18 protein-coding genes and 1 riboswitch are annotated in these 15,726 nt (G+C 73.6%); of the genes, 8 read left to right on the forward strand and 10 right to left on the reverse strand.

Annotation, left to right across the window (positions count from 1 at the left end):
* The 3 genes from DKT68_RS25960 to pdhA form a co-directional block, all read right to left on the reverse strand.
* The coding region (locus tag DKT68_RS25960; protein WP_330848952.1) for a biotin/lipoyl-containing protein at positions 1–439 on the reverse strand (439 nt) is incomplete at its 3' end.
* The gene (locus DKT68_RS25965; RefSeq protein ID WP_201749193.1) at positions 436–1,452 is read right to left on the reverse strand and encodes an alpha-ketoacid dehydrogenase subunit beta; all 1,017 of its coding nucleotides are present in this window, start codon (positions 1,450–1,452) and stop codon (positions 436–438) included. The genes DKT68_RS25960 and DKT68_RS25965, both read right to left, overlap by 4 nt.
* A complete protein-coding gene (gene pdhA, locus DKT68_RS25970) occupies positions 1,449–2,615 on the reverse strand; it encodes a pyruvate dehydrogenase (acetyl-transferring) E1 component subunit alpha (protein ID WP_109820003.1) in 1,167 nt (388 codons plus the stop codon). The genes DKT68_RS25965 and pdhA overlap by 4 nt, the downstream gene beginning before the upstream one ends.
* A gap of 178 nt (positions 2,616–2,793) precedes the next feature.
* Here pdhA and DKT68_RS25975 point away from each other — a divergent pair, with 178 nt between their 5' ends.
* Positions 2,794–3,228: an Lrp/AsnC family transcriptional regulator gene (locus DKT68_RS25975; protein WP_328426610.1), complete on the forward strand. Its 435-nt coding sequence runs from the start codon at positions 2,794–2,796 to the stop codon at positions 3,226–3,228.
* 7 nt (positions 3,229–3,235) lie between these two features.
* Here the strand turns inward: DKT68_RS25975 and DKT68_RS25980 are convergent, their stop codons facing one another.
* The 3 genes from DKT68_RS25980 to DKT68_RS25990 all read right to left on the reverse strand — a co-directional run bounded on the left by DKT68_RS25980 (position 3,236) and on the right by DKT68_RS25990 (position 5,053).
* On the reverse strand, positions 3,236–4,207 hold the full coding sequence (locus DKT68_RS25980) for a DNA polymerase domain-containing protein (RefSeq protein ID WP_109820005.1): 972 nt from the start codon (positions 4,205–4,207) through the stop codon (positions 3,236–3,238).
* Between the two features lie 104 nt (positions 4,208–4,311).
* Positions 4,312–4,638 (reverse strand): hypothetical protein, encoded by a 327-nt coding sequence (locus DKT68_RS25985; RefSeq protein WP_109820006.1) that lies wholly within the window; start codon positions 4,636–4,638, stop codon positions 4,312–4,314.
* 175 nt (positions 4,639–4,813) lie between these two features.
* On the reverse strand, positions 4,814–5,053 hold the full coding sequence (locus tag DKT68_RS25990; protein WP_201749190.1) for a hypothetical protein: 240 nt from the start codon (positions 5,051–5,053) through the stop codon (positions 4,814–4,816).
* A gap of 125 nt (positions 5,054–5,178) precedes the next feature.
* Between DKT68_RS25990 and DKT68_RS25995 the strand changes: the two genes are divergently transcribed.
* The 4 genes from DKT68_RS25995 (at position 5,179) to DKT68_RS26010 (ending at position 9,011) form a co-directional block, all read left to right on the forward strand.
* On the forward strand, positions 5,179–5,910 hold the full coding sequence (locus DKT68_RS25995; RefSeq protein ID WP_109820007.1) for a histidine phosphatase family protein: 732 nt from the start codon (positions 5,179–5,181) through the stop codon (positions 5,908–5,910).
* Positions 5,894–6,763, forward strand: a complete 870-nt coding sequence (locus tag DKT68_RS26000; protein WP_109820008.1) for an NAD(P)H-hydrate dehydratase — start codon at positions 5,894–5,896, stop codon at positions 6,761–6,763. Before DKT68_RS25995 ends, DKT68_RS26000 begins: the two co-directional genes overlap by 17 nt.
* Positions 6,764–6,908: 145 nt before the next feature.
* The gene (locus tag DKT68_RS26005) at positions 6,909–8,381 is read left to right on the forward strand and encodes a S8 family peptidase (protein ID WP_109820009.1); all 1,473 of its coding nucleotides are present in this window, start codon (positions 6,909–6,911) and stop codon (positions 8,379–8,381) included.
* Positions 8,382–8,510: 129 nt separating this feature from the next.
* Complete coding sequence (locus DKT68_RS26010) at positions 8,511–9,011, forward strand: hemerythrin domain-containing protein (protein ID WP_109820010.1); 501 nt, start codon at positions 8,511–8,513, stop codon at positions 9,009–9,011.
* A 72-nt stretch (positions 9,012–9,083) separates the two neighbouring features.
* Here DKT68_RS26010 and DKT68_RS26015 read toward each other — a convergent pair whose 3' ends face one another.
* On the reverse strand, positions 9,084–9,890 hold the full coding sequence (locus tag DKT68_RS26015) for an SDR family NAD(P)-dependent oxidoreductase (protein WP_109820011.1): 807 nt from the start codon (positions 9,888–9,890) through the stop codon (positions 9,084–9,086).
* Positions 9,891–10,037: 147 nt separating this feature from the next.
* Positions 10,038–10,127, forward strand: a riboswitch (ZMP/ZTP riboswitch).
* Between the two features lie 18 nt (positions 10,128–10,145).
* Here DKT68_RS26015 and DKT68_RS26020 point away from each other — a divergent pair.
* Entirely contained in the window at positions 10,146–11,582 is a 1,437-nt protein-coding gene (locus DKT68_RS26020; protein ID WP_109820012.1) for a glycine hydroxymethyltransferase, read from the forward strand.
* Positions 11,583–11,710: 128 nt separating this feature from the next.
* Here DKT68_RS26020 and DKT68_RS26025 read toward each other — a convergent pair whose 3' ends face one another.
* Both DKT68_RS26025 and DKT68_RS26030 read right to left on the reverse strand, forming a co-directional pair.
* A complete protein-coding gene (locus DKT68_RS26025; protein ID WP_109820013.1) occupies positions 11,711–11,971 on the reverse strand; it encodes a hypothetical protein in 261 nt (86 codons plus the stop codon).
* Positions 11,972–12,068: 97 nt separating this feature from the next.
* Positions 12,069–13,148, reverse strand: coding sequence for an alpha-hydroxy acid oxidase (locus DKT68_RS26030; protein ID WP_109820014.1), 1,080 nt, complete (start codon positions 13,146–13,148; stop codon positions 12,069–12,071).
* 165 nt (positions 13,149–13,313) lie between these two features.
* Here DKT68_RS26030 and DKT68_RS26035 point away from each other — a divergent pair, with 165 nt between their 5' ends.
* Both DKT68_RS26035 and DKT68_RS26040 read left to right on the forward strand, forming a co-directional pair.
* Positions 13,314–14,237, forward strand: coding sequence for an aminoglycoside phosphotransferase family protein (locus DKT68_RS26035; RefSeq protein ID WP_201749191.1), 924 nt, complete (start codon positions 13,314–13,316; stop codon positions 14,235–14,237).
* 19 nt (positions 14,238–14,256) lie between these two features.
* Entirely contained in the window at positions 14,257–14,661 is a 405-nt protein-coding gene (locus tag DKT68_RS26040) for an MmcQ/YjbR family DNA-binding protein (RefSeq protein ID WP_109820017.1), read from the forward strand.
* 817 nt (positions 14,662–15,478) lie between these two features.
* On the opposite strand, the gene DKT68_RS26050 is transcribed toward DKT68_RS26040, so the two are convergent.
* Positions 15,479–15,726: cellulose binding domain-containing protein (locus DKT68_RS26050; RefSeq protein WP_201749192.1), on the reverse strand; the 248-nt coding region annotated here is incomplete at its 5' end.

The following is a 15,726-nucleotide window of genomic DNA, read 5'->3' on the forward strand; positions in this document are numbered from 1 at the left end:
GGCCGGTGCTGGGGGCGCCGGCGTCCGGCGCGGCGTCGGTGGGCTCCGGGGCCAGCGCGAGCCGGGGCCGCCGCCGGCGCCGGGTCGCCCCACCGTGCCCGGTGCCGTACCCGATCAGCACGTTGCCCGAGCCGGCCTGCTCCTCCTCGCGGTAGGTGGCGTGCCCGGCCGGCTCGTCGCCGCCGTCCAGCGGCGCGATGGTGATCAGCGGCTGGCCGACCGGTCGGACCTCACCCGCCGCGCCGTGCAGGGTGACGACCCGGCCGGCGTACGGGCAGGGCATGTCGACGACCGCCTTGGCGGTCTCCACCTCGACCACGCTCTGGTCGACCGTCACCACGTCGCCCACGGCGACCCGCCACTCGACGATCTCGGCCTCGCTCAGCCCCTCGCCCAGGTCGGGCAGGAGGAAGACCTGCGTCCGTTCGACCGTGGTCATGCCGCGCTGCCCTGTGCCGCCCAGCGCGGGTCCGGCTGGTCGTCCCACTGCAACCGGGCCACGGCGTCGAGCACCCGGTCCACACCGGGCAGGTGGGTGTGCTCCAGCATCGGCGCCGGGTACGGGATGTCCAGCCCGGCAACCCGCAGCACCGGGGCGTGCAGCGCGTGGAAGCAGCGCTCCTGCACCCGCGCGGCGATCTCCGCGCCGACGCCGGCGAACCCGGGCGCCTCCTGGATCACGACGCACCGGCCGGTACGCCGGACCGAGGCGGTGATGGTGGCGTCGTCGAACGGCACGATCGTGCGCACGTCCACCACCTCCAGGTCCCAGCCCTCCTCGCGGGCGGCCTCGGCGGCCTCCAGCGCGACCGGCACCGCCGGCCCGTACGCCACCAGCGTGGCGTCGCGGCCGGGCCGGCGTACGACGGCCCGGCCGAACGGCTCGGCACGCGCCGGCAGCTCCGCGTCGGCGCTGGCGAAGTAGAGCTTCTTGGGCTCCATGAAGACCACCGGGTCGGGGTCGTCGATCGCCTCGCGCAGCAGGGAGTACGCGTCCTCCACGGTCGCCGGGGTGACCACCTTCAGGCCGGGGGTGTGCGCGTAGTACGCCTCGGACGAGTCGCAGTGGTGTTCCACACCGCCGATCCCGCCGGCGTACGGCACCCGGATGACGATCGGCACGCTGAGCGCGCCGCGGGTCCGGTTGCGCAGCTTCGCCACGTGCGAGGCGATCTGCTCGAACGCCGGGTACGCGAACGCGTCGAACTGCATCTCGACCACCGGCCGCAGGCCGGACATGGCCAGGCCGACGGCGAAGCCGACGATGCCGGCCTCGGCGAGGGGGGTGTCGAAGCAGCGGTTCTCACCGAAGCGGGCCTGGAGGCCGTCGGTGATCCGGAAGACTCCGCCGAGCTGGCCGACGTCCTCGCCGAAGACGACGACCCGGTCGTCGGCGGCGAGCGCGTCGGCGAGCGCCGTGTTGAGCGCCTTCGCCATGGTGGTGGCCATCAGGCGTCACCCTCCTCGTCGCGGGCGGCGGCCAGCTCGGCGCGGACCTGCTCGCGCTGCTCGACCAGCTGCGGGGTGGGTTCGGCGTAGACGTGGTCGAAGAGGCTCAGCGGGTCGACCGTGGGCTGCTCGTTCATCCGGGCCCGCAGGTCCGCCGCGTACGCCTCGGCCTGCTCGGCGACCTCGGCCACGGCGGCGTCGTCGAGCACCCCGCGCGCCCGCAGGTAGGTCTCCAGCCGGGTGACCGGGTCCCGGTCCCGCCAGGCGTCGACCTCGGCGCCGTCGCGGTAGCGGGTGGCGTCGTCGGCGTTGGTGTGCGGCTCCATCCGGTAGGTGTGCGCCTCCACCAGGTACGGCCCGTTGCCGGCCCGGGCGTGCGCGACCGCGCGGGTCAGCACGGCGAGCACCGCGACCGGGTCGTTGCCGTCGACCTGCTCGCTGGGCACCCCGTAGCCGACGCCCTTGTACGCCAGCGACGGCGCGGCGGTCTGCCGGGACAGCGGGACGCTGATCGCGTACCGGTTGTTCTGCACGAAGTAGACCACCGGCGCCTTGAACACGGCGGCGAAGTTGATCCCCTCGTGGAAGTCCCCCTCGCTGGTCGCGCCGTCGCCGATGAAGGCCAGCGCCACCGTGTCGCGCCCCTGGTACGCCTCGCCGTGCGCCAGCCCGGCGGCGTGCACGCACTGGGTGGCGAGGGGGGTGCACTGCGGTGCGGTCCGCACCGCGGCCGGGTCGTAGCCGCAGTGCCAGTCCCCGCGCAGCAGGGTGAGCACCTCGACGGGGTCGATGCCCCGGGCGACCAGCGCCATCGACTCGCGGTAGGTGGGGAAGACCCAGTCGGTGTCCCGGACCGCGAGCACGGCGGCGACCTGGCACGCCTCCTGACCTCGGGAGGACGGGTAGACGGCCAGCCGGCCCTGCTTGGTCAGCGCGGTCGCCTGGGTGTCGAACCGGCGGCCGAGCACCATCCGGCGGTACAGCTCGCGCAGCGCCTCGACGGGCGGCTCGGGGTAGTCGGTGCGGGCGGGCAGCGGCGTGCCGCTCGGGTCGAGCAGGCGGACCGGCTCGGCGTCCGGCAGCAGCGGGCGCGCCGGATCGGGCGGGGTGGCCGCCCGGCGGGTGCGCGGGGATGCCCTGCGGACCGCCTGGGGTGTGGTCGTCACGGCGGGACCTCCTGGGACGTGTGGTGGGCCTATGCTTCCGCCTGTTGGATGATTGACTCAAGATCCAGGTAGAAGGCGGGACGGTTGGCATGCGAGGGGCGCATCGGTGAGCCAGGAGGCCGCAAACGAGGCGGGCCGGGCGACCGGATCGGGACGATCGGCACGCTCCCTGGACGACGTGGACCGGCGGATCCTCGACGAGCTGGTCCGCGACGGGCGGACCTCGGTGCGCACCCTCGCCGAGCGGATCCACATTTCCCGCACCAATGCCTACGCCCGGGTGGAGCGGCTGGTGCGCGACGGCGTGATCACGGGGTTCCGGGCCCAGGTGGCGCCTGAGGCGGCCGGGCTGGGCACCTCGGCCTACATCGCGTTGACGATCGAGCAGAACACCTGGCGGGAGGTGTCGGCCGAGCTGGCCCGGGTCCGCTACGTCGAGCACGTCGCGCTGCTCAGCGGCGAGCACGACGTGCTGGCCCTGGTCCGGGCACCGGACAACGCCACCCTGCGGGACGTGGTGCTGGACCGGGTGCAGCACATCGCCGGGGTGCTGTCGACGCGGTCCTGGCTGGTCTTCGAGGAGTACGACGGGACGCAGAGCCCCTGGCAGTAGCTGGTGGTCAGCGCTCCGGCGGGGCCTCCAGGCCCTCCCGGTCGGCCAGCTCCAGCAGCGGCTCCAGCGAGTGCCGGTCGCCGTCCAGGCCGGCGTGCGGGTCGCCCCGCTCGGCGAACCGGGCCGGCATGCTGAGCACGTCGAAGTCCTCCGGCCGCACCCGGTCCAGCTCCGACCAGTCCAGCGGCGCGGAGACCAGCGCGGCCGGCGTCGGCCGGATCGAGTACGCCGACGTCACGGTGTGGTCCCGGGCCATCTGGTTGTAGTCGACGAAGACCGGCCGGTCCCGCTGCTCGCGCCACCAGGTGGTGGTGACCAGGTCGGGCAGGCGGCGCTGCATCTCCCGGCCCAGCGCGAGCACCGCCCGCCGGCACTCGCCGAAGCTCCACCGCGGCTCGATCGACAGGTAGACGTGCAGACCCCGGCCGCCGGTGGTCTTCGGGTAGCCGGTCATGCCCAGCTCGGCGAGGAACGCCCGCACCTCGTGGGCCACCGGCACCACCTGCGCGAAGTCGACGCCGGGCATCGGGTCGAGGTCGATGCGCAGCTGGTCGGGGCGCTCCACGTCGGCGGCGGTGACCGGCCACGGGTGGAAACGCAGGGTGCCGAGGTTGGCCGCCCAGATCACCACGGCCAGCTCGCTGGGCGCGACCTCGTCGGCGGTACGGCCACTGGGAAAGGTGATGTGCGCGGTCCGCACCCAGTCGGGCGCGCCCGCCGGCAGCCGCTTCTGGTAGAACGCGTCGCCCCGGTTGGTCTGCCGGGTGGCGATCGTGGCGCCCTCGAAGACGCCGCGCGGCCAGCGTTCCAGCATGGTCGGCCGGTCCCGCAGAGCGCGCAGGATGCCGTCGCCCACCGCGAGGAAGTAGTGGACCACGTCCAGCTTGGTCAGCCCGCGTTCCGGGAAGTACGGCTTGTCGGGGCTGGAGACGCGGACCAGCCGCTCCCCCACCTGGATCTCCTCCGCCGCGGTGGCCACGCCCCCGAGGGTACGACGCCGGCGGGCGTCTGGCGGCCACCCACCGCGGACCAGCGGGGCGCGGCGCGCGGAACGGGCTGTCCGGCGGTCGACGCCGTGCCGGGTCAGGTGATCAGCAGGACGCCGACCAGGATCAGCGGCAGCCCGACGAAGAGGAAGATGCCGACGCCGGTGAGCACCCGCCCGCCGCCCGCCTCCTCACGCTCCGGCGCGACCCCGAACGTGGCGCGCGGGCCCAGCATGCCGATGCGGCTGAGCGTCAGGTCACCGGTCACCCCGAACAGCGCGCCCACCACCATCAGCGAGATGCCCAGCCGGCTGGTGTAGTCGCCCCCGTCGACCGCCACCCACACCGCCGCGGCGACCGCGACCACGACAGCGGCGATCAGGAACAGCAGCAGCGCTTCCCGCAGACCCCGGACGACCGTCATCGTCGACCCCACCCCTCCGTCTCGGGGCGGTCCGGCCGCCCCGGACGGACATTGTTCACCATCAACCTGTCGCGGCGCTGTCCCGAACCGGACCGGCCGTGGAGGTTGCGGTACGCGCCGGCGGATGCCGGTCAACGACCGGCATCCGCCTCCACCCGGACGGCGTCCTCCGCGGTCAGCGCTTCTCCTGCTGCATCCGCGACATCAGCATCTGCTTGCCCTGATCACCCGCCTTGCGGCTGCCGTCCTGGATCATGCGGAACCAGTTGGCCAGCTCACTGTCGCCACGCTGCTCGGCGTCGGCGATGTACGTGTCCATGCGGTACACGTTCTCCAGCGACATCTGCAGCGCGCGGATCAGGTCGTAGTTCTTGTCCTTCACCGGGCTGGTCTGCTCCTTGGCCATGGTCGCCATGGCGCACCTCCCCTGTCGGCTCTCGACGAAGCCCGCGCTTACCCGGCTGGCCGGCGTTCACGCCCCGCGCCAGGGTGCGCCGGTGCTGCGGTTACCGGCCGGCCGGGCCGGGTAGGGGGTGCCGCATGGCCGAACTGGCAACCTTGTGGATCATCCGGCACGGGGAGAGCACGGCGAACGTCGCGGCGACCGAGGCGGAGGCGTCCGGCGCCGACCTGATCGGGCTCAACCACCGTGACGCCGACGTGCCACTCTCCCCCACCGGCGAGGAGCAGGCCCGCGCCACCGGCCGCTGGCTGGCCGGGCTTCCCGCGGACCGGCGCCCGGACGTGGCGGTGGTCTCGCCGTACCTGCGGGCGGTCTCCACCGCCGAGCTGGCCCTGCACGGCACCGGGGTGCCGGTGAGCCGGGACGAGCGGCTGCGTGACCGGGAGCTGGGCATCCTCGACGGCCTGACCGGGCACGGCGTGCAACGGCGCTTCCCGGAGGAGGCGGAGCGCCGCACCCGGCTGGGCAAGTTCTACTACCGGCCGCCGGGCGGCGAGTCCTGGACCGACGTGGCGCTGCGGCTCCGCACGCTCCTCGGCGACCTCCGCCGGGACCACGAGGACCAGCGGGTGCTGCTGTTCGGTCACGACGCGCTGGTCTTTCTGCTGCGCTACCTCGTGGAGGGGCTGACCGAGCCGGACCTGATGGCGCTGACCCGGAAACACGTGATCGCCAACTGCTCGATCACCCACTGGTCGGCGGACGCGCAGGGCCGGATGACGCTGGGCGGGTTCAACGAGGTCGGCCATCTCCGCCAGGAGGGCGCCAAGCCGACCAGGGAGGATGAGGTCCATGCCGAGCCCGTCTGAGGTGAAGGTGATCACGCCCGGGCTGCTGCGCGACTGGACGCTGCCGGTGCCGGCCGGCGGCAAGGAGAGCCGGGGCACCGTGCTGGTGATCGGGGGCTCCCGTTTCACGCCGGGTGCGGTGCTGCTCGCCGGGGTGGCCGCGCTGCGCGCCGGCGCCGGGGTGCTCCAGCTCGCCGCCGCCGAGTCCACCGCCGCGACCCTGAGCATCCAGGTGCCCGAGGCGCTGGTGTTCGGGCTGCCGGAGACCCCGGACGGCGCGGTCGCCGCCGACCGGAACGGGCAACTCGGCGAGCTGATCGGTGCGGCCGACGTGGTGGCCCTGGGCCCGGGCCTGAAGGGGATCGACGAGACCAGACGACTGCTCCGGGTGGTCCTGGACGCCGCCCGGCCGGAAACCTCGATGGTGCTCGACGCGTACGCCCTCGGCGCGCTCAGCCACGAGCCGGAGCTGCTGGTCGGCTCGGGCCGACCGGTGGTGCTCACGCCCAACGTCACCGAGGCCGGGCACCTGCTCGGCCGGGACCCGGGGGACGACCTGGACGCCGAGGCGGCCGAGCTGGCCGCCCGGTACGAGGCGGTCGTCTCGCTCTACGGGCACGTGGCCACCCCGGACGGGCGGCGCTGGCGGGAGGAGAGCGGCGACGCCGGGCTCGGCACCTCCGGCAGCGGGGACGTGCTCGCCGGCCTGCTGGCCGGGCTGCTCTCCCGGGGGGCGGAACCGGCCCAGGCCGCCTGCTGGTCGGCGTTCGCGCACGCGGTGAGCGGCCAGCGGCTGATCCCCCGCTTCGGCCGGATCGGCTTCCTGGCCCGGGAACTGCTCGACGAGATCCCCCGCACCCTGGCCACGGTCTGACACCTTTCGCCCCACCCGGCGGGTGTGTGTAACGCCACATCGGCCGTCGGCGCTCGACTACCAGAGACGGGCATCCCGCCCGCGCTCGGCCGGTCACTCCCCCGCCCGGGAGCGCACCGGCTGGTCCCCGCTCCTGGGAGTCCGCGTGAAGAACCTCCGCAACAAGACACTGGCCGCCGCGTCCGCGGTGACACTCGGGGTCGGTCTCGCCGTCACCGGCGCGCTCGCGCCGGCCACGGCCGCCGGCCCGGACACCACCTTCCTGGTCCTCGCCCCGCAGGGCGCGACGAGCGACAGGGCCGCTGCCCGAGTGGCCGCCGCCGGGGGCACGGTGATGGCCAGCTACCAGCAGATCGGTGTGCTCGTCGCCCGCTCCACCAACCCCGACTTCGCCACCGAGGTGGCGGGCGCCGGGGTCGAGTCGGTGGCCGCGACCACCGGGCTCGGCGCCGTTCTCGATGAGGGCGAGACCGTGGAGGTCTCCGCCGCCACCGTCGCCGGCGCCACCGCTGACCCCACCACCGAGCCCCTGTTCGGCCAGCAGTGGGACATGCCGATGATCGGGGTCCCGCAGGCCCACGCCGTCACGACCGGAAGCGCCGACGTGGTGGTGGGCGTGCTCGACAGCGGCATCTCCTCCAGCCACCCCGACCTGGCCAGCCAGATCGCCAAGGACAAGAGCACGTCCTGCATCGGCGGCGTCGTCGACACCACCGAGGCGGCCTGGAACCCGACCACGTCCGACCACGGCACCCACGTGGCGGGCACCATCGCCGCAGCCAGCAACGGCGTCGGCGTCACCGGCGTCGCCCCGGGCGTCAGGGTGGCCGCCGTCAAGGTGGTCAACAACGACGGCTTCATCTACCCCGAGGCGGCGGTCTGCGGCTTCGTCTGGGCCGCCGAGCACGGCATGAAGGTCACGAACAACAGCTACTACATCGACCCGTGGGAGTTCAACTGCCGCAACGACGCGCGTCAGCGCCCGGTGTGGCAGGCCGTGCAGCGGGCCATCCGCTACTCGAACAGCAAGGGCGTGCTCAACGTCGCGTCCGCGGGCAACTCCAACGTCGACCTGGCGCACAAGACGGTCGACTCGGGCAGCCCGAACAACGGGACTCCCGAGGTGCGCGACATCAACGGCGCCTGCCTCGACCTGCCGGCCGAGGCGCCGGGCGTGGTGACCGTCTCGGCGGTCGGCCCGACCGGCGAGAAGAGCTACTACTCCTCGTACGGCCAGGGCGTCGTGGACGTCACCGCTCCGGGTGGTGACACCCGGTTCCGCACCCAGGGCGCCCGGTCGACCCTGACCGACGGCATCCTGTCCACCACCTTCAACACGGCGACGCGGACCAACGGCTGGGGCTACAAGCAGGGCACCTCGATGTCCGGCCCGCACGTCGCCGGCGTCGCGGCGCTGGCGGCCTCGGCCCACCCGGGCATGTCCCCGGGTCAGCTGGCGTCGTTCCTGGAGCGCACCGCCCAGTCGCGGAGCTGCCCCACGGGTGTCTACAACCCGGTCCCGCTGCTGGGGGCCGCCTACGACGCGACCTGCTCCGGCGGGGAGCGGAACGGCTTCTACGGCGCGGGCATGGTGAGCGCGTACGACGTGGTCCGCTGACCAGCGGTACGACCAGCGTGGGGCCCGGCGCTTCGGCGCCGGGCCGCACCCGTTCGGGTCAACCCTGTTTCCGCAGTTCATCCCCCGGGTACCGGTTCGACACCAGACGAGATCCAGGGAGGTCATCCGGTGTCGACCGATGCCATCGTGCTGCTCAAAGAGGACCACAAGGAGATGCGCCGCCTGTTCAAGGCCTTCCAGGATGCCGAGGAGGGGCCGGCGAGCCAGCGGCAGAAGCTGGTGGGCCAGATCCTGGAGGCCCTGACGGTGCACACCTATCTGGAGAACGAGGTGATGTACCCGGAGGTCCGCCGGCTCCTGCCCGACCTGGAGGACGACATCCTCGAGTCGTACGAGGAGCACCACGTGGCCGACGTGCTCTGCGCGGAGCTGGCCACCATGGACGCGGAGCACGAGCACTTCAACGCCAAGACCACGGTGCTGATCGAGAACGTGACGCACCACGTCGAGGAGGAGGAGCAGGAGTGGTTCCCCAAGGTCCGCGAGGCCCTGGGCCGCAAGCAGCTCCAGGAGATCGGCGAGCGGATGATCGCGCTGCGCGCCGACGCTCCCCGTACTCCCAGCGACCCGAAGGCGATCAAGAAGGCGATCGACGCGGTGACCGCCTGAACCACCCGCGTACGACCGAGGGCCCGGCGACGTGCCGGGCCCTCGTCGTGTGCCACCCCGCCCGGGAGCGGGTCAGCTGCCCGATCCCGGCTCGGCCATCCTGCGGTGCTGCTCGGACTTGAGCTTGTCCGGGATGATCTTGCCGGTTACCGTCTGCACCTTGTTCATCAGCGAACCCGCGGTGACCGTCTGGTCACCCTTCATCAGCCCGGCGAAGCCCTGCGCGGCGACTTTCGCCGGGTCGTCCTTGGGGCCGGAACCGATCCGGGTGTCCTCCATCTCGGCCCGCTCGAAGAACGCCGTGTCGGTCGGCCCGGGCATCAGCGACGTCACCGTGACGCCGGTGTCCTTCAGCTCGTTGCGCAGCGCCTCGGCGAAGGACTGCACGAACGACTTCGACGCGTTGTAGACCGCCTGGAACGGCCCCGGCATGGTGGAGGCGATCGAGGAGGTGAACAGCAACCGGCCCGCGCCGCGTTCGACCATCCCGGGCAGCAGCCGCTTCGCCAGGTGCACCGTCGAACGCACATTGAGGTCGATGATCTCCAGCTCGTCACGCAGGTCGGTGCCGCCGACGAAGGCGCCGCCAGCGCCGCGGCCGGCGTTGAGGACCAGCGAGTCCAGGGGGCGCCCGGTCGCGGCGACCGCCGCCACCAGCTCCTCCACGCCCTCCTCGCGGGCCAGGTCGACGCGGACCGGCTGCACCTGCGGGCCACCGTCGCGGCGCAGCTTCTCCGCCGCCTCGGCGATGCCCTGGTCCTCGGCGGCGACGACCAGGTCGAAGCCGTGCTCGGCGAACTGCGCCGCCAGCTCGTACCCGATCCCGCTGGACGCCCCGGTCACCACGGCGAGTGGCCGGTCGGTGGTCGGTGTGGTCATGGTGTCGACTCCTCTCGTGCGGACGGCGGCCGCACCCGCACCGGTGCGGCACACCCTTCCGAATGCCCTGCCAGGCAGCGCCCAACCACCCCGGCGGGTCACGTGCGGAGGTCGGCCCGGGCGGGCCCGGGCCGGCCCGGTAGGATCGGCGCGGGCCGTTACTGGCGCGTGGGGATGGAGAACCATCGGGGAGCGGCCCCGTCACGAGGACGTTCGCCGAGCGCCTGGGCCTTCCGCACGTCCGTAGGAGGTCGCATGTCGCGCAACGCCGAGTCCACCGCATTCCGGAGCGCCCTCGAGGTGATCCGGGCCGTCGAGCCGCGGGTGGCCGACGCCATCGGCGCCGAGCTGACCGATCAGCGGGAGTCTCTCAAGCTCATCGCCAGCGAGAACTACGCCTCCCCGGCGACCCTGCTGGCGATGGGCAACTGGTTCAGCGACAAGTACGCCGAGGGCACCGTCGGGCGTCGCTTCTACGCCGGCTGCCAGAACGTCGACACCGTCGAGGCGCTCGCCGCCGAGCACGCCCGCGAGCTGTTCGGCGCCGCGCACGCCTACGTGCAGCCGCACTCGGGCATCGACGCCAACCTGGTCGCGTTCTGGGCGGTGCTGGCCGACCGGGTCGAGTCCCCCGCGCTGAAGAAGGCGCAGGTGCGCCAGGTCAACGACCTCACCGAGGCCGACTGGTTCGCGCTGCGCCGCGAGCTGGGCAACCAGCGGATGCTCGGCATGTCGCTGGACGCCGGCGGCCACCTCACCCACGGCTTCCGGCCCAACATCTCGGGCAAGATGTTCGACCAGCGCAGCTACGGCACCGACCCGGCGACCGGCCTGATCGACTACGACCGGGTGGCCGAGGCGGCCCGCGAGTTCAAGCCCCTGATCCTGGTCGGCGGCTACTCGGCGTACCCCCGGAAGGTGAACTTCCGGATCCTGCGGGAGATCGCCGACTCGGTCGGCGCGACCTTCATGGTCGACATGGCGCACTTCGCCGGCCTGGTGGCGGGCAAGGTCTTCACCGGCGACTTCGACCCGGTGCCGCACGCGCACATCGTCACCACCACCACCCACAAGTCGCTGCGGGGCCCGCGCGGCGGCATGGTGCTCTGCCAGCCGGAGCTGGCCGACCAGGTCGACCGGGGCTGCCCGATGGTGCTCGGTGGCCCGCTGCCGCACGTGATGGCCGCCAAGGCGGTCGCGCTGGCCGAGGCCCGCCGCCCCGACTTCGCCGACTACGCCCAGCGGATCGTGGACAACTCGCAGGCCCTCGCGGACGGGTTGCTGCGCCGAGGCGCGAAGCTGGTCACCGGCGGCACCGACAACCACCTGGTGCTGATCGACGTGTCCGGCTACGGGCTCACCGGCCGGCAGGCCGAGCAGGCGTTGCTCGACTCCGGCATCGTCACCAACCGCAACTCGGTCCCGCAGGACCCGAACGGCGCCTGGTACACCTCCGGCATCCGGATCGGCACGCCGGCGCTGACCACCCGCGGTCTGGGCACGGCGGAGATGGACCAGACGGCGGAGCTGATCCACACCGTGCTCACCCAGACCACGGCCGGCGCCAACGCCGACGGCACCCCGTCGAAGGCCAAGTACGCCCTGGACCCCGCCCTCGCCGACAAGATCGCCCGTCAGGCCACCGACCTGCTGGCCCCGTTCCCGCTCTACCCCACCGTCGACCTGGCCTGACCCGCCCGCCGCCGCGACCAGTTCGCGTCGGTCACGCAGGCGTGGTGCCGGCCGGTACGGGCCGGTGGGTGGCGTTCGTCCACCACCACGTCTCCGTGATCGACGCGGACCGGTGCGGGGGTAGGGGGTCAGGCCAGGGGGCGCTTCAGGTGGTAGCGGTGGACCTCGGTGCTGCCCTGGACGTTGTTCACGTCCTCGGCGGCGGAGACCAGCTCCCAGCCCTCACGGCCGGCCCGGTTGAGGTGCGCGATGGCGGTGTCGCCGTAGGGGGTGATGTCCTTGCGCGACCCGTCCGGGCCGTACCAGATGAACGAGACGTGGAAATTGCGGCCCTGTCCCTGATAGCGGCGGACGAGCAAGGCGTACTCCCAGGCAACCATGCGGCCCATTATGACCATCCACGCAGGACGGCGGTACGCGGGCCGTCGCGCTTTGCCATCCGGTGAACGCGGTGTGTCAGCACGCCGGGCGGGCCGTTCCGACCGCTCATCCCACCGCGACCGTGCGGAGCTCGCCGGCCGCCGCCGTGTCGGGGCAGCCGGCGAGGGTCAACGCGTCGCGCAGCTCGGCGGCGAGCAGCGCCAGCGCGTCCCGCGCGGCGGGCTCGCCGCCGGCCGCCAGCGCCCAGAGCAGCGGGCGGCCGACCAGCACCCCGGCGGCGCCCAACGCGAGCGCCCGCAGCACGTCGGTGCCACCGCGGATGCCGCTGTCCAGCAGCACCTGGCAGCGGTCGCCGACCGCGTCGACCACCTCCGGCAGCATGGTGACGCTGGCCGGAGCCCCGTCCAGCTGCCGGCCGCCGTGGTTGGAGACGACCACCGCGTCCGCGCCGGCCCGCACCGCCTCGACCGCGTCCCGGGGGTCCAGCACCCCCTTGACCACCAGCGGCAGGTCGGCCTGCTCGCGCAACCAGGCCAGATCCGCCCAGCGCAGCGCCGGCGCGAACGACGCGTCGGTGTGCGCGGCGGTCGCGGACACCCCGGGGGCGCCGGCGTGCGCCAGGGCGTCCCGCCCGTCGGTCAGGTTCGCGGCAATCACCTCGGCGGGCAGCCGGAACGCGTTGCGCAGGTCCCGGGGGCGTCGGCCGAGCACCGGGACGTCCACCGTGACCACCAGCGCCCGGCACCCCGCCGCGACGACCCGGTCCAGCAGATCGCGGACCAGTGCCCGCTCACGGAGCCAGTAGAGCTGGAACCAGACCTCGGCGCCCGTGCCGGCGACCTGCTCGATCGGCGTACTGGCCAGCGTGCTGGCCAGGTACGGCACTCCGGCCGCGCCGGCCGCCGCCGCGAGCGCCAGCTCCCCGTCGGGGTGCACCAGCCGTTGGTACGCCATCGGCGCCACCCCGACGGGCATCGCGTACGGGCGGCCGAGCAGCCGGGCGCCCAGGTTGGCCGTGCTCACCCCGCGCAGTACCCGGGGCAGCACCGCGACCCGGTCCAGGGCGGACCGGTTGGCGCGCAGGGTCACCTCGGCCGCGCTGCCGCCGGCGACGTAGTCCCACACGGCCGGCGGCAGCACCGCGCGGGCCCGCTCGGCGTAGTCGTCGAGCGACACCGGTGACATGCCATCTCCTCGGGGTCGACAGGAACGTCATCGTCTGGACGCCCGGGACCGTCCGCTGCCGGCGTCCGCCCAGAACCTAGCCGCTGTCGATGACGGGCCTCGCAACGCCTGCCGTGCCGCGCAAACCGGTTGCGGGCCCCGGCCGGCCCCCGCAGGCTCAGACGGATGGACGCACCGCACCTGCCCGACGTACCCGACACCGACGACGCGGTGGCCGCCCGGATCGACGTGGCGCTGGTCCGCCGTCTGGTCGCCGAGCAGTTCCCGCACTGGGCCGAGCTGCCGGTACGCGCGGTGGAGGTCGGCGGCTGGGACAACCGCACCTTCCACCTGGGCGACACGATGACCGTGCGGCTGCCCAGCGGCGAGGGGTACGCCCTCCAGGTCGCCAAGGAGCAGCGCTGGCTGCCGGTGCTCGGCGCGCGGCTGCCGCTGGAGGTGCCCACTCCGCTGGCCCACGGCAGGGCCGGCGCCGGCTACCCGTACCCCTGGTCGGTCTACCGGTGGATCGACGGCCAGACCGCCCGGCCCGAGCGGATCGACGACCTGCCCCGGTTCGCCGCCGACCTCGCCGCCTTCCTGTGTGCCCTGCGAAGCGTCGACGCCACCGGCGGCCCGGCGGCGGGCCGGCACAGCGCCTGGCGGGGCGCCCCACTGTCCACGTACGACGCGGAGACGCGGGCGGCGATCGAGACGCACCGCGACCGGCTTCCCGCCGACGCCGTCACGGGCATCTGGCAGGCCGCCCTCGATGCCACCTGGTCCGGGCCGTCGGTCTGGTTCCACGGCGACGTCGCGTACGGCAACCTCCTGGTCCGCGACGGCCGGCTCGCCGCCGTCATCGACTTCGGCTGCTGCGGCGTCGGGGATCCCGCCTGCGACACGGTGATCGCCTGGACCCTGCTGCACGGGGCCAGCCGGGCCGCCTTCCGCGACGTGCTCGACGTCGACGCGGCCACGTGGGCTCGCGGGCGCGGCTGGGCGCTGTGGAAGGCGCTGATCACCCTGGACGATCCGGAGCCGGCCAGGGCCGCCGAGGCCCGACACGTGCTCGGTCAGCTGCTCGCCGAGCACACCATGGCCCGCTGACCCCCCGTACCGTGTGGTCATGGCCAGCTGGGAGGACGTCCGCCGGATCGCGCTCGCGCTGCCCGAGACCACCGAACGGGGCTCGTACGACGGGCTGCCCGCCTGGCGGGTGCGGGACAAGCCGTTCGTCTGGGAACGCCCACTGCGCGGGGCCGACCGGGCCGCCCTCGGCGCGGCCGCACCGGACGGACCGCTCCTCGGCGTACGGGTGCCCGACCTGGGCGTCAAGGAGGCCCTGCTGGCCGACGACCCGTCGGTCTACCTCACCATCCCGCACTTCGACGGCTACCCGGCCGTGCTGGTCCGGCTCGACCGGATCGGCCTGCCCGAGCTGACCGAGGTGATCACCGAGGGGTGGTACGCCCGAGCCCCGAAACGCCTCGCCGCCGCACACCGGGCCCAGCAGGAGCCGGCCGACGGCTAGGCCCGGCCGGGTGGAACGGGTGGACGCGATCGTCTTCGACATGGACGGCACGCCGAGCTCCGCAGCGGAGCGCCTACGTCGGCGACTCGCCCCTGGACCTGCGGGCCGCGCGGAACGCCGGCGCGTTGGCGGTGGCGGCGAGCTGGGGCCACCAGTACGACCCGCACGCGCCCGCCGACCTGACCGTGGCCACCCCGGCGACCTCCGCGTGCTCCTCGGCTGACCGGCCGGCCGGTGCCGGGCTCGCCTCAGCGGCGGGCCGGGGCCGGGGTGGCATGTCCGGTGCCGCAACGCGGGCAGCGCAGACGTGCCCGGGCGGCCCGGGGCACCCGTAGCCGCTGACCGCAACCGCAGGTGAACACCGGCCCCGCCGACCACTGTCAACACCAGCACCGGCACGTCGAGCAGGAGAGTCGCGAAGCCCCACGTGAAGACCAGCAGGGACAGCAGGAAGACGTGGAAACTCGCGGTGGTGCTTCCATAGGCGGGATGGGGAGGTTGGCGGTTATGCCCTTTGGAGCTGATGTCGTGGACGATTCAGGCGCACTGGCTGGTGCTCGCCGTCGGCTGAGCCGCGGTGACGACGTCATGGAGACGGCGCTGCCGTTGCTCGCCGTCCGCTGAGCCGCGGTGACGACGTCATGGAGACGGCGCTGCCGTTCTCCCCCAGGTCGGTGATGTCGCAAACGATTCAGCTCCAAAGGCGGCGACCGGCACCCCCCAGCGACGCGGCCGACCGCCAGCTGCCCTCACCCGACGGCGACGCGTCGGCCGGGGCGGAGGAGTCCGGCGACCCTCCACCCCGGCCGGTGTGGCGTCAGCCCGCGGCGCAGGTCGGGGTCAGGCTGGCGGCGGTGCCGCTGCCCTGGAACCCGAACTCGGTCGACTGACCGGCGCCGACCTGGCCGTTGTAGGCCACGTTCGTCCAGCGCGTGGCCCCGCTGTCACCGCTGCGGTTGGCGTTCCAGGCGTTGGTGACCGTCGCGCCCGACGGCAACGTGAGCGTCACCGTCCAGGAGCCGATGGCCGACGAGCCGGCCGTCACCCGCACCGTCGCCACGAAAC

Origin of the sequence: Micromonospora acroterricola, assembly GCF_003172955.1 — a bacterium.
Taxonomy (GTDB): Bacteria; Actinomycetota; Actinomycetes; order Mycobacteriales; family Micromonosporaceae; genus Micromonospora; species Micromonospora acroterricola.